Source organism: Bacteroides graminisolvens DSM 19988 = JCM 15093 (assembly GCF_000428125.1).
In the GTDB taxonomy this organism is placed as follows: Bacteria; Bacteroidota; Bacteroidia; order Bacteroidales; family Bacteroidaceae; genus Bacteroides; species Bacteroides graminisolvens.
Genome location: NZ_ATZI01000004.1, coordinates 111,847 through 125,242 on the forward strand (window position 1 = coordinate 111,847; position 13,396 = coordinate 125,242).

General features: G+C 41.8%; 9 protein-coding genes, 1 tRNA gene and 1 pseudogene. 6 read left to right on the plus strand and 5 right to left on the minus strand.

The features are described from left to right. Positions 1–22: 22 nt before the first annotated feature. From C511_RS18280 to C511_RS0105195, 4 genes and pseudogenes are all read left to right on the plus strand, one after another. Positions 23–1,132, plus strand: a pseudogene (locus tag C511_RS18280) (glycoside hydrolase family 88/105 protein); the annotation flags it as partial. Positions 1,133–1,282: 150 nt separating this feature from the next. Continuing rightward, positions 1,283–2,896 (plus strand): glycoside hydrolase family 2 protein, encoded by a 1,614-nt coding sequence (locus tag C511_RS18285; protein ID WP_244877223.1) that lies wholly within the window; start codon positions 1,283–1,285, stop codon positions 2,894–2,896. 108 nt (positions 2,897–3,004) lie between these two features. Then, positions 3,005–3,403 (plus strand): DUF4890 domain-containing protein, encoded by a 399-nt coding sequence (locus tag C511_RS0105185; protein ID WP_024996387.1) that lies wholly within the window; start codon positions 3,005–3,007, stop codon positions 3,401–3,403. 183 nt (positions 3,404–3,586) lie between these two features. After that, positions 3,587–4,138, plus strand: a complete 552-nt coding sequence (locus C511_RS0105195; RefSeq protein ID WP_024996386.1) for a DUF4738 domain-containing protein — start codon at positions 3,587–3,589, stop codon at positions 4,136–4,138. A 30-nt stretch (positions 4,139–4,168) separates the two neighbouring features. On the opposite strand, the gene C511_RS0105200 is transcribed toward C511_RS0105195, so the two are convergent. The 3 genes from C511_RS0105200 to C511_RS0105210 are packed head-to-tail and all read right to left on the minus strand — an operon-like array spanning position 4,169 to position 8,941. Further along, complete coding sequence (locus C511_RS0105200) at positions 4,169–5,377, minus strand: L-serine ammonia-lyase (protein WP_024996385.1); 1,209 nt, start codon at positions 5,375–5,377, stop codon at positions 4,169–4,171. A gap of 13 nt (positions 5,378–5,390) precedes the next feature. Further along, positions 5,391–6,428 carry a magnesium/cobalt transporter CorA gene (gene corA / locus C511_RS0105205; RefSeq protein ID WP_024996384.1) on the minus strand — a complete coding sequence of 346 codons (1,038 nt, stop codon included), beginning with the start codon at positions 6,426–6,428 and terminating at the stop codon, positions 5,391–5,393. 11 nt (positions 6,429–6,439) lie between these two features. Further along, positions 6,440–8,941 carry an endonuclease MutS2 gene (locus C511_RS0105210; protein ID WP_024996383.1) on the minus strand — a complete coding sequence of 834 codons (2,502 nt, stop codon included), beginning with the start codon at positions 8,939–8,941 and terminating at the stop codon, positions 6,440–6,442. Positions 8,942–9,141: 200 nt separating this feature from the next. On the opposite strand from C511_RS0105210, the gene C511_RS0105215 reads away from it, so the two are divergent. Together C511_RS0105215 and C511_RS18535 are read left to right on the plus strand one after the other, a co-directional pair. Next, positions 9,142–9,226 (plus strand) — tRNA-Ser (locus C511_RS0105215). Positions 9,227–9,365: 139 nt separating this feature from the next. Beyond that, entirely contained in the window at positions 9,366–9,716 is a 351-nt protein-coding gene (locus C511_RS18535; RefSeq protein ID WP_034781673.1) for a hypothetical protein, read from the plus strand. A 42-nt stretch (positions 9,717–9,758) separates the two neighbouring features. Here the strand turns inward: C511_RS18535 and C511_RS0105225 are convergent, their stop codons facing one another. Both C511_RS0105225 and C511_RS0105230 read right to left on the minus strand, forming a co-directional pair. Beyond that, on the minus strand, positions 9,759–11,822 hold the full coding sequence (locus C511_RS0105225; RefSeq protein WP_024996381.1) for a DUF262 domain-containing protein: 2,064 nt from the start codon (positions 11,820–11,822) through the stop codon (positions 9,759–9,761). Between the two features lie 59 nt (positions 11,823–11,881). Next, complete coding sequence (locus tag C511_RS0105230) at positions 11,882–13,090, minus strand: AAA family ATPase (RefSeq protein ID WP_024996380.1); 1,209 nt, start codon at positions 13,088–13,090, stop codon at positions 11,882–11,884. Positions 13,091–13,396: the final 306 nt, after the last annotated feature.

The following is a 13,396-nucleotide window of genomic DNA, read 5'->3' on the forward strand; positions in this document are numbered from 1 at the left end:
TGGAACTATAAAATTGAATAACATGAAAAGGTATTATTTGACAGCTCTTCTGCTATGGGCTATATTGTCAGTGGCTTATTCCCAGGATTCCTTTACGAAATCCGAAACGCTTCGGGTTATTGATAAAGTGAACGCTTACTGGCAACAAAACAATCCCAAACACGGCAGGTCTTTTTGGGATAATGCAGCTTACCATACCGGCAATATGGAGGTTTATTTCTTAACGGGCAACGAGAATTATCTTCGTTACACGGAAGAATGGGCCAAACATAATGAATGGAAAGGAGCTAAATCAAATAATAAAAACGAATGGAAATATAGTTATGGTGAAACGGATGAGTACGTTCTTTTCGGCGATTATCAGATTTGCTTTCAAAACTACGCCGATCTGTACATGCTTTCTCCTGATCCTAAGAAGATAGCACGTGCACGCGAAGTCATGGAGTATCAGATGAGTACCGACCGGAATGATTACTGGTGGTGGTCGGACGGTTTGTATATGGTGATGCCGGTAATGACCAAACTTTATAAGATAACCGGCAATGATTTGTATCTGAAAAAGTTACATGAATATCTTATGTATTCAGACAGTATTATGTATGATTCAGAGGCTGCTCTGTATTACCGTGACGCTCGTTATGTATATCCGAAACATCAAACGGTGAATGGGAAGAAGGATTTTTGGGCACGTGGTGTGGGCTGGGTTTTTGCCGGCTTTGCTAAAGTGTTAAAAGACTTGCCGCAATCGGCCGTTCATCGCTCGGCTTATGTGAAACGCTTTCAGGACATGGCCAAGGCTATTGCTGCTTCGCAACAACCCGGTGGCTATTGGACTCGTAGTATGCTCGATCCTACTTTTGCTCCCGGACCGGAAACGAGTGGTACGGCTTTCTTTACCTATGGCTTTCTCTGGGGAATCAACAACGGCTTACTCGACAAGGAGACGTATGGTCCCGTTGCGCTCAAAGGATGGGAATACCTTGTCAATACAGCCTTGCAGGAAAACGGAAGAATTGGTTATGTTCAGCCTATCGGCGACAGGGCGATACCCGGTCAGGTGATTGATGCTAACTCAACAGCTAATTTTGGAGTTGGCGCATTCTTACTGGCAGCTTGCGAAATGGTTCGGTATGCACCGGAATCTCCTGTTCTGCAAAACGTATATGCCCGTCATACCTTTTCCTTGAATGGCTCGTGGAGAGCCATTGTAGATCCTTTTGATAATGGCTTTTACGATTATCGGTTGAAAGAAAACCCCAATGGCTTTTTCAAGAATCAGAAGATGCGTGATAAGTCAGACTTGGTGGAGTATAACTTTGATACGGCACAACAATTGATGGTTCCGGGCGACTGGAATACACAAAACGATAAGCTTTTTTTTTATGAAGGCAGTGTGTGGTATAAAAAAGACTTCATGTACAACAAGAAAGCGGATACTAGAGTGTATTTGTATTTCGGTGCGGTTAATTACTTAGCTAATGTTTATTTAAACGGTGAGAAGGTTGGTGTACATGAAGGCGGATTCACTCCTTTCTATTTTGACGTAACCGATAAACTTCGTGAAGGAGATAACTTTGTTGTGCTGCGTGTAAACAATGAGCGCAAGCCCGAAGGCGTACCTACTGTCAATTCAGATTGGTGGAACTACGGTGGCATTACCCGTGATGTGCTGTTAGTGGAAACTCCTGAGGTGTCTGTAGACGATTATCTGGTGCAACTTCCCAAAGGAAAGTACAACGAAATAACGGGTTATGTTAAGCTAAGCAAACCTGTGCCCGGTGTTAAAATACAAATACGCATTCCTGAATTAAAAATAACACAGACACTGACCACCGATGAACAGGGGAAAGCCGCTTTTGCCTGCAAGGCGAAACCCCAATTATGGAGCCCTGAGAATCCTAAACTTTATGCCGTGGAAGTGCGCAACGGATCAGAAGTGTTGGAAGATAAAATTGGTTTCCGTCAGATTGAAACGAAGGGAAAGAGTCTTCTGCTGAACGGAAAGCAAACTTTCCTTCGGGGTATTTCCATTCACGAAGAGGCACCTTACAGACAAGGGCGCGTGTACAGCAAAGAAGAATCGCTTCTTTTATTGAATTGGGCTAAAGAGTTGGGTTGTAACTTTGTGCGTTTGGCTCACTATCCGCACAACGAGCACATGGTTCGTGCAGCGGAAGAAATGGGGTTGATGGTGTGGTCGGAGATACCTGTTTACTGGACCATTCACTGGGACAATCCCGATACGTATCATAATGCATCGGCACAATTGAATGATATGATGGAACGCGATAAGAACAGGTGCTCCGTTATTATATGGTCGGTTGCCAATGAAACTCCTCACAGCGATGCGCGCGATAATTTTTTGGCTCGTTTGGCTAAGCAAGTCAGGAACAAAGACAATACTCGTTTGCTCAGTATGGCAATGGAAGTGACCGGAACCAAGAACAACATCAGTCAGGTGAAAGACTACATGAGTGAATACGTTGACATCATCAGTTTTAATAATTACCTAGGCTGGTATGGAGGCACACCGGAAGACTGCAAAACCAGGCAGTGGGATATACCTTACGACAAACCTTTCTTTATCAGTGAGTTTGGCGGAGGTGCGTTGCAAGGTTTACACGGTGATAAAACGGAACGGTGGACAGAAGAATACCAAGAGGAGTTATACAAGAACACGTTGGATATGTATAACCGTGTAGACGGATTTGCCGGTACATCTCCCTGGATATTGATGGATTTCCGTTCCACCCGTCGCCAGCTTAATGGCATTCAGGACTTCTTTAACCGAAAAGGCGTGATATCCGAAAGAGGTGTTCGTAAAAAGGCATTTTATGTGCTGCAGGACTTCTACCGTAGCAAGAAAGCAGAGTATGAACAGAATAGCAAAAAATAAAAACTGTTAAAAAAGAAATTTCAATTAAACACTTGCTCTTTTCGTTAGTCATATAGATGTTGCAACAATATAAAAGAACCAATTTTATAAATTAAAAAGCGAAAAGAGATGAAAAAGATAGGATTTCTAATTGTTGCGTTGCTGCTTACAGGTGGCATGGCTATGGCTCAAGGTCCGCGTAACGGGAATAAAATGAACCCGAAAGAACGTGCTGAGAGAATGACCGAACGCATGGCTAAAGAGTATTCTTTAAACGAAGCTCAGAAGAAAGACTTATTGGAAGCTAATATGGCCTTTACCGAGAAGATGGCCAATCGTGCGGAAGATAAAAAAGCAGAGATGGAAGAACTGCGCAAAGAAATGCAGAACAACCGCGATGCTTACGATGCTAAATTAAAGAAAATCCTGACCGAGGAGCAATATGCTGCTTACAGTAAAAAACAAGCTGAACGACAGAAAAAAATGGGTGACAGAGGTCCCCGTGACGGACAGCGTGGAAATAAATAAGAAATTTCATAGGTTAGTTTTAAGGTTAACCAACGTGTTTTATTGACAACTTGTATTTTTTTTGCAGCTAATGCTTTTACAGTGATGTAATGGTGTTAGCTGCTTTTTTTTGATTCTGTTTTTCTTGTGTATTTGTTTCCCTTTTTGTTCCTTTGCTTGAGTTATTTACCATCATACATAAAAATGAAAAGACTTTTTTATCTTTTGTCTGTATTGTTGGCCGTTTCAGCCTTTGTGGCCTGTTCTGGAAAGGGTGGCAAGGACAACAAAGACACGTTGCTGGTGCAACAAGATAGCGCAGATGTACACGGAACCAAGAGAATGCAAGTATCTAAGTCGGAGACTGATATTCAGTTTAAAGGTAAAGATTATCACATTTTCCTTTCGCGTACACCCAGTGATTCACTTCCTCATGTGAACACTGAGATGGGAGATGAATACCTCGACAACCAGATTGTATTGAAGATTACCCGCGGAAACGAGAGGGTGTTCAGCAAAACATTTACCAAGAGAAGCTTTGCTTCCCTGCTCGATGAAGAATTTATGTCTAAATCAATTCTGGAAGGCATGGTGTTTGATAAGAGCACACCCCAAGGCATGGTGTTTGCGGCCAGCATTTCTTATCCTCAAACGGATTTGTATGTGCCGGTATCCATTACCATAACAGCAGATGGAGGGATGTCTCTTAAAAAAGAAGAATTAATGGAAGACGTTTACAGTGAAGACAGTATATAAAACACTGTCTTCACTATCATGCTTTTGAAATTACATTTGCTCGTAATCTTTGGCTAGTCCGCCCTCACTGGTCTCTTTATACAAAGAAGGTAAATCGTGGCCGGTTTGTTTCATGACCTGTACCACTTTATCAAACGAAACCCGGTGAATGCCGTCGGTAAAGGACGAATAAATATTGGCGTCGAGTGCCCGTGCAGCCGCATAGGCATTTCGTTCGATGCAAGGAATCTGTACCAACCCGCATACCGGATCACACGTCATTCCCAAATGATGTTCCAGTCCCATTTCAGCAGCATATTCCGTTTGTGCCGGACTGCCGCCAAAGAGCTGGTTGGCTGCGGCCGATGCCATGGCGCAAGCTACGCCTACTTCACCCTGACAACCCACTTCGGCACCTGATATGGAAGCGTTGTGCTTCACAATGTTACCAAACAATCCCGCAGTAGCCAGCGCACGAATAATACGAATGTCACTGAAGTCGCGACTTTTGTGCAGGTGATAAAGTACCGCCGGTACCACACCACACGAACCACAAGTAGGGGCAGTTACAATCTTGCCACCCGAAGCATTCTCCTCACTTACGGCCAAAGCATAAGCAAAAACAAGTCCCCTGGTTTTCAACGAATCTTTGTATCCGGTAGCTTTAATGTAATAAGTAGAAGCTTTTCTGCGCAAATTCAAAGGACCGGGCAACACCCCTTCTTCCTCCAGTCCGCGGCGGATCGCTTCTTTCATGGTATTCCAAACCACATCCAGGTAATCCCAAATATCCTCGTCTTCGCACTCCTTTACATACTCCCAGTAACTTTTTCCTGTTCGTTCGCACCAGTTGAGAATCTCGGTCATGCTTCTCATGTCATATACCTCTTTGCTTTCAATGGTGGGTTCCTCGTTATTTTCGGCCAGCGCGCCCCCGCCGATGCTGTACACCGTCCAGTTTTCAAGTAACTTTTGTCGTGCATCAAAAGCAGCAAAGGTCATGGCATTGGGGTGAAAAGGCAGAAAAACTTTGGGTTGCCACACTATTTCGACCGGTGCTACCGGCGTTAATGTGTCGTTAATCGCCACATCTGTCATGTGCCCTTTTCCCGTGGCAGCCAAACTTCCGTAAAGCGTAACTTTGAACGAAGCCGCATGGCGGTGCCTAGCTAGGAAAATCTCGGCAGCCTTGCGAGGTCCCATGGTGTGACTACTCGAAGGACCTGTGCCAATGCGATATAATTCTTTGATTGATTTCATGATGTAATAATTATTAGTGCCATTTTTTCCTTTTCAGGAACCAGTAAACCAATAGGCCGGTTACGAGCATAATTGCCCATGCGGCAACATATCCATACCTCCAGTCAAGCTCGGGCATAAACTTGAAATTCATGCCCCATACCCCTGCCAGAAAAGTAAGTGGGATAAAAATAGTTGAAACAACCGTCAGCCGTTTCATGATGTCGTTCATGCGCAAATCATTGTTTGAAATATACAAATCAACCAAAGAAGAGAGCGTTTCCCGACAAATATCAATGGTTTGCAGTACAAACTGCAAATGATCGTTTACGTCATTGAAGAACGGGCGGTTCACTTTGTGCATCATCTCATTTTCCGAGCGAAGTAATTTTATATATTGCTCTTTGAGCGGTAACACAGCCTTTTTCATTAACATGTACTGTCTGCGTAATGTTTGAATACGGGCGCCGATGTCATGTCCGTTGTTGATGACCAGCAATTTTTCTTCCAATTCCTCCAATGCATCGTCGATGCCGGTAACAATGGCAATGTAATTGCCCATGACACTGTTCAGCAACACACTCAACAGATAATCGCTGGCCCGTTCACGAATCTTCAATACATTGTTTTGTATGGCAGCCACCACATCATCAAAAAAGCCGCTTTCTCCTTCCATGAAACTAATCACGAAACCCTGTCCGTGAATGAGGCAAACCTGTTGCTGCCTGAACTCATTTTCGGTTTTGCCCGATGAGAATATTTTCATGATCATGACCGTATAATGATCATGTTCTTCAATTTTAGTAGGATGCTTAATGTTCAGAATATCCTGAAGCACCAGAAATCCGATGCCAAAATGATTACAGACTTCCCGGATGGTTTCCGTGTCTTTCAGTCCGTGAACCTGCAACCAATTGGTGCGACTGTCAGATAAACTCCCTGCTACGGCAGCAAACGAGTCGCCCGTAACCTCCACTTTATCTGTCAAACTGTAGCTGCATAGGTGCAAGTGGGTAGGAGTCAGACTCTTCCCCGTGTAAATCAGCTTTTCACTTAACAGGTTATTCTTCATGATTATTACTATTAAACCAGGTCAACCACCGTAATGCCTGCACCGCCAAACTGCACGTGCTCATCGGCAAAATGTTTCACTCCCGGTACTGTTTGCAAATACTGTCTAATGAGCGAGCGCAAGATACCCGTTCCCGTTCCGTGTAAAATACGTACACGATCCATGCCAACCAATATGGCATCGTCAACAAAATACGTCACCGCCTGCAAAGCCTCCTCACCCCTCATGCCGCGAACATCAATGTCCTGCTTGAAGTTGAGCTTCTTTTCGTACATGCTGTCGTGCGTCTGCGTACTGACGAATGTACTTTTGGCAATTTCCTGCTTCTGAGGTTGCGCGTTGGATAGTTCCAGACGATCTGTTTTCACCGTTGTTTTCAAACTACCGAAAGCCACTACCGCATTCTTTCCGTTTACCTCAAGTACCTCGCCCACGGTAGTTTGCCCTTTCAGCTTTACAAAACTACCAGCTTCAATGACAATTACTTTGGGCTTAACAGGTGTCGCTGCACCCTTATCACCTTGTTTTTCAGGTTTAGGAGCACTTTTACGATCTTGTTTGCGACGTAACTTCTCCATTTGTCGGGCAATCCGATCCTCCTGATCCTGTGCCGAAAGCTTGTCGACCGACTCCTTAAAATCAGCCAACTCCTGCCTTGCCATTCGGGTTTTCTCCTTTTCGGCCTGTGCCTCCTTGATGGTACGTATGGTATTTTCAATCTTTGCGTTTGACTCCTGCAACAAGCGTTCGGCATCTTCTTTCGCCTTTCTGATAATCTCCTTGCGCGACTTCTGCAACTCCTCCATTTCCTTTTGATAGAGAGCGATGGTGTCCTCCATCTGCTTTTCCCGCTGACGAATGTTCTGACGCTTGCTCTCCCAATAGCGCTTGTCGCGCACAATGTCCTGCAAATACTTATCGGCATTGATGTATTCGCTGCCTACAATATCCGAAGCATCGGCAATTACCTCTTCGGGCAGACCAATTTTACGGGCAATTTCAACGGCAAACGAACTACCCGGGTTGCCCATTTGAAGCTGAAAGAGCGGCTGCATCAAGTGGCGATCGTATAACATAGCCCCGTTAACCACTCCCTCGTGGTCTTCGGCAAAATGTTTCAAGTTCTGATAGTGCGTGGTGATGACACCGAAAGTCAGCTTTAAGTTAAATCGTTTCAGTACTGCCTCGGCTATGGCACCGCCAATTTGCGGCTCAGTGCCCCCGCCGAATTCATCAATCAAGATCAGACTGCGTTCGTTGCAGTTCCTCAACATCATTTTCATGTTGGTAAGGTGAGAAGAATACGTACTGAGATCATCCTCGATGGACTGCTCATCACCTATGTCAATAAAGATGCTTCCGAATATGCCAGCGTGACTGCGTTCGTGCATCGGCACCAACATGCCGCATTGAAGCATATATTGCAACAATCCCACAGTTTTGAGGCACACTGACTTACCGCCCGCATTGGGTCCCGATATAATTAATATCCTTTTTTGTTGCGACAGTTCCATGTCAAGCGGAACCACCTTTTTGCCTTGTTTAGCCAGAGATAACTGCAACAGCGGGTGCACCGCCATGGTCCAGTCTATCACCTGCTCATTCTCCAAAGCCGGCTTGATGCCTTTCGTCTGAATGGCGAAATAACTCTTTGAACGGATAAAATCAATTTCCGCCAGGAACTCGTACGACTGCAAAATATCATCAATAAAAGGTCGCACCGTACCCGAGAACTCCATTAAGATACGTATAATTTCCCTTCGCTCTTCCGATTCCAGTTCGCGCACTCGGTTGTTGGCTTCCACCACCTCTGCCGGTTCTATAAATACCGTTTTACCGCTGGCCGACTCATCGTGTACAATCCCTTTGATTTTTCTTTTCAGTGCCGGAGCTACAGGGATAACCAATCGTCCGTCACGCATGGTAGGCATTACATCCTTATCAACATAACCGTCGGTTTGTGCACTACGAAGAATGCTGTTGAGCGAGCGCGAGATGCCACTCATGGTTGAAGCTAGTTCACGCCTGATGCGTGCCAGATCTGTTGACGCGTTGTCTTTAACCTTACCGTATTTATCGAGAATTCCGTCAATCCGGGTAATTAATTGCGGGAAAACGGCAATATCACCGGCCAACTTCCGCAGAGTAGGGTAGGGTGAATCCGATTCCTCTTCCTCCTTTCCGCAAAGGAAGCGCACGATGTTCCGGATGGTTTCCAGCGAACGTCGTAAATCGAACAGCTCCTGCTCGTCGAGGTACAATCCTTCCACACGCACCCGTTTCAATGAGTGACGCACATCAAAGAAATACTGATCGGGAAAATCGTCTTCCTCCTGAATGATACGGATAAATTCCGTTAGTTGATTTAGTTTTTCGGTGACCACCTCGTATTGATCGGAAAAAGCCATCTCTGCCACTCGTTCTTCACCGAGCGGACTCAGACATTTATCCTTTAGTAACTGCCGGATGTGGTCAAAACCAATTTTTTGCTCAAAATTCTGGGGATATATCATTTTGAATCAATCTGTTTACTATTTAACTCATTTTCAGCGGATTGTCATGAGTAATCAACGCTAATCCGCCCTTTTTAGTTTGCTTTCTGCACGGCAAAAATACGATTTATTAGTGAAAAATGAAGCAGAAAGTTTGCATATTTAAAAATGATTCGTACCTTTGCAACGCTTTCAACGGAAAGCACTAATAAAACAGTATTGGAGAGGTGGCAGAGTGGTCGATTGCGGCGGTCTTGAAAACCGTTGAACTGCGAGGTTCCCGGGGTTCGAATCCCTGTCTCTCCGCTGAAAGGTGAAGCCAAAAGGCGCCACCAAGGAGCTAAACCCTACAAAATCAATGATTTGTAGGGTTTTTCTTTGTTTATCAATGCTCTGGAGCGTATTCCTAAGTTGATTGAACAGTACAAAACCACCAACGAAAAAATTGGAAGTAGATATATCCGTTTTGCAACAGGTGGTCAGTAGCACGTGGAAAAAAGAAGATGAACTCAAAGAGCTAAAATCAGAAGTAGCCGCCTTGGAACGGAAAATTCAGCTCTCATTAACGCCACAAACAGCGGAACAAAAGCCAGACGAAAGCTCTCAAACCAACGAGCCGCCACATTCGATTGCTTCGGCTACCGCTACCCATACGGCGAATCAAACCAATGCTCAATCGGCTATCTCAGGAGAGAGTGACGGACAAGCCGCCACACACTCCCAAAATCCCAATATTTTAGTGGTAACGGTTCCGCCTATTGGAGAACCAAATAATCAAAGAGGGGTAAAGTTGTAAGATTAAAATGTAGGGGGGTAAAGGCATTTCATTCTCCTACATTTAGTGTTTTATGAATTTGTTTATTTCCAAATCATGCCAAAATTTCTCGTAGATATTGATCATTCGAGTCGTAATTGCTCTAAAATAATTTTCAGCTTTATCATTCAAAATTCTACCATCTATGTTTTGCCAAAATTTCCAGTCATTATTTTCAATAAATGAAATATTACGGTTTGAATTCTCTGTTAATCTTGCCTTAGGAGAAAGATTATTACTTTCACTCCTGTTTTGTTCTAGAGAAATAGCTCTAAAATTTCCATTTGAATTAACCCAATCTCGAATTACAGGAGCACAATACTTCATATTATAGACCCAACTATTGGGATAGATATGATCCCAATCCCATGGTGCGTTGGTATCTTCAAGCGTTTCCATTTGGTTGTAATCACCAAATTCAGAATTTATATAATCTCTTTGTGCAAATAAAATAAGTGATTTATTCTCTTTAATCTGACCAATAAATTTCCAGAAATATTCATTTGCCTTTTCAATCTCAATAGACTCAGATTTTATTTTGCTATAATACTCTTTGATTTTCATCCCGACTCCCTCTTCCCACAGACCCCAACGATGCTGATGTTTCTCTGTTTCGTGCTCTAAAAATAGTCTTTCAACAATATCTTGTTCATAGTAATGTCTTATCATATCTGGAGGCAGTAGAAAATGAATTCCATCTTTTCCATTCCACCATAAATATTGATTTAATGGCTTCTCCCAAAAAGATATTTCGGTTATTTCCTCCCATAATTTAGGTGTATTCGCAAATGAAAACCACGAAAAGGATAGCAGCTTTGCAACTATTTGTAATTGCTCTGATTCACTGATTGTACACCCGTGTTTTTGCAACCAACACAACAAAAACAAAAATAAATCTTGAGACGTTTTGATAAATTGTTTAATTAGAATAGGAGGAATCTCACCTTTAAATAACGAATTGCCTCTACAGCTAAGTATCGTTATTGCCGTTTTAAATAATGAGTGTATACCGCTATTGTTGTCTTTACTAATTAATGATTTCAATGTATTTCTAAAATTCTCTTCTTTGATAATTTTTTGAAAATCACGAACATTCATTTTTCGTGGATATTTATACCCATTTAATTCAGACCAGACTAGACGAGATGCAAGTGAAATAGTTTGTGTTGGTGCAATAAATCCCATACCAGCATTTTCAACTAAATCTTTTGACTCAGCAAACGTTGCTTTGTAAATCGAATATATTAAATCATCTCCCGTAAGAGTTGTTCCAGATGAATTAATTCTTACAAATAAAGTCGGATTTTCATGATCAACCTCTTCTTGTAATACTGCATCTGCCACAATATCATAATTAACATACTTCGATAAGCCTTTTTTCGTAGCGTGTAATATTTCCTTAATATTCTCTTTATGTTGTGTATTTAGAATTTCTAAAAACGCTTTTTTATTAGAAAAACCACCAAATTTCGTGCAAAAATAATCAGGTAAATACATATCTATCTTTTCAAGGACTTGATATGTATCTTGTGCATCAATAAAAAATGAGAGCGGCAATGGTAATCTGGAATCATATGGGAAAACTGTAGTATTATTGAAAGAAGTATAACCACAATTTTTATTGTCAGGATGTTTTCTGAAAATTTCTAATGCATTCCGTCTGTCGGTAACACTCAATTTTTCCCAATTATTTTTTGCTTTATATCCCCATGGATGAGAGCGTGTCGTTACCCTAACAGAGTACTTACTTGCATCTGGTTTTTCGTTTGGGTCAATATCAATCCATACAATAGGGAGTTCGCCTTTAATTGACCAGGCTTTTGTTTCATCGGTATTCGTATATGGATTGAAATGTCCCAGAAAAATGGAAGTAGCTCTTTGTTGTCCATCCATCAAATAAAATGTCTCTCCGGTTTGTTGCATTAAAAATGAACCTATTGGGTATTCTCTTAATATAGAATCCCACAAATCCTCAACCTGTTGCGATTTCCAAACAAAACCACGTTGAACAGAAGGAAGTTTGACTTCTGTTGCTTCAGATTTTAATTGCCAATCTGCAATTTCTTTTAATGAAAGTTTTTCATTCATCGATTACTAGTTTTACGATGTTGTATAGAATGTAAGCACCATTTCTTTAAACATTGTGGCTATATATTAGGAATAGCACCGAATTTACCAAAACGATATGCTTTTTGCAGAGAGCTAATGCGGTTCAAACCATTAAAGTCTGTAAGGGGATAAAGTACAGTTGCACCATCTCTATTTTTCTCCGTAAACCAGATGTTTTCATTACGCAGTAGATCGTCTTGAGCAAGAAGTCCATCGTAGTGGGTGGTAACTATCAACTGAGCTTTATTTGATTCTCTCAAAAACTTCTCAATGATAAACTCCACCAATTTATGGTGTAGAGACGACTCAACTTCATCAACTGTCAGAAGACCATCACGTTTAATCAATTCATTTATATATCCTGCCAGATCTAATGTGCGGAGTGTTCCTTCAGATTCAAATCCGTCTGGAAACTCATAATACGATACTGCATCATCATCTTGCTGTACCTTATGTTGGAACATTGTGCGAGGCAAAGAATCCACCGAAACATTGTCTTGTGCATAAATATCGGAGATGTTGAAATCAGCCTCCTGAAGATATTTCACTATATATTGTTTCTCGTTCTCCTCTTTAAGATTCTCAATACTAACCAATCTTTGGGGTAGGAATGATGCCAGTGTTTGCATTCTATCTCCAGAAAAATAACTCAACACATCTTCCAGTTCTGCTATAATCAGATTCACCTGCATATAAGCTGCAAGAGTAGACATATTAGGCAAACACTTTAACGCAATCTCTTCTTTCGCTGCTGACGATAGTTTTATTTTACCTCCGAATTTTATGGTTGAAACTCCATTTTCAAACCATCTCTCAAATACCGTTGTTGGTTGTTGTGAGGTGTAGTAAACTAAGCTCTCACGGGTAACGTGATTTCTATTTAGCGAGAGTGAATAGGTGTACTTTATAGGCGTAAGATCCCTCTTGCAAACATAGAATGAGACAGCAATCTCAGAATCTTCGTTCTGACTTGATTGGTCAAGCAAAAAAGGAAGGACACCCGTTGTCTCTGTTTTACTTTTTGGGGTGTGCAGAATAAAATTCTTCAAGAAGTAACATATCTTCATAACATTACTCTTTCCAGAAGCATTTGCTCCGTAGATAACGGCAAATTTGAGCAGACGAACGCCTGGCACTATCTCTACAACGTGATAGGACTCCATCTCCTTACTCTTATCGGCTTCAAAACTGAAAACGGCTTCGTCTCTGAACGAAAACAAATTCTTAAACTTTATTTCTGCAATCATACGGCTATATCTTATTTAGTGCAAAGTTGATAAATAAAACTCATATTTAAATGATTTAGTTTTCTATATTTACAAATAATATGCAGAAATAATAATCCAAACGATATTTATGGGCAAAAAAATAGGCAAAGCGTGATGCCTTGCCTAATGCTGGAATATAAGGAGCGGCGCTCTCGTATGATTGAATAAAAGTCCATAGTGCATTATTTTACCTCTTTCCCGCAAAAATAAGATCTTTTTCTTTATAAATAAACAAAAAGTGCAGTTTATTTCACTGTATTTTTTGTGATCAAATTTTGGGAAGTT

What these genes read in the sequence shown, in the direction of transcription:
- C511_RS0105230 (WP_024996380.1), bottom strand. Translation starts at nt 13,090, where the DNA reads ATGATTGCAGAAATAAAGTTTAAGAATTTGTTTTCGTTCAGAGACGAA.
- C511_RS0105200 (WP_024996385.1), bottom strand. Translation starts at nt 5,377, where the DNA reads ATGAAATCAATCAAAGAATTATATCGCATTGGCACAGGTCCTTCGAGT.
- C511_RS0105210 (WP_024996383.1), bottom strand. Translation starts at nt 8,941, where the DNA reads ATGATATATCCCCAGAATTTTGAGCAAAAAATTGGTTTTGACCACATC.
- corA (WP_024996384.1), bottom strand. Translation starts at nt 6,428, where the DNA reads ATGAAGAATAACCTGTTAAGTGAAAAGCTGATTTACACGGGGAAGAGT.
- C511_RS0105225 (WP_024996381.1), bottom strand. Translation starts at nt 11,822, where the DNA reads ATGAATGAAAAACTTTCATTAAAAGAAATTGCAGATTGGCAATTAAAA.
- C511_RS18285 (WP_244877223.1), top strand. Translation starts at nt 1,283, where the DNA reads ATGCGTGATAAGTCAGACTTGGTGGAGTATAACTTTGATACGGCACAA.
- C511_RS0105195 (WP_024996386.1), top strand. Translation starts at nt 3,587, where the DNA reads ATGAAAAGACTTTTTTATCTTTTGTCTGTATTGTTGGCCGTTTCAGCC.
- C511_RS0105185 (WP_024996387.1), top strand. Translation starts at nt 3,005, where the DNA reads ATGAAAAAGATAGGATTTCTAATTGTTGCGTTGCTGCTTACAGGTGGC.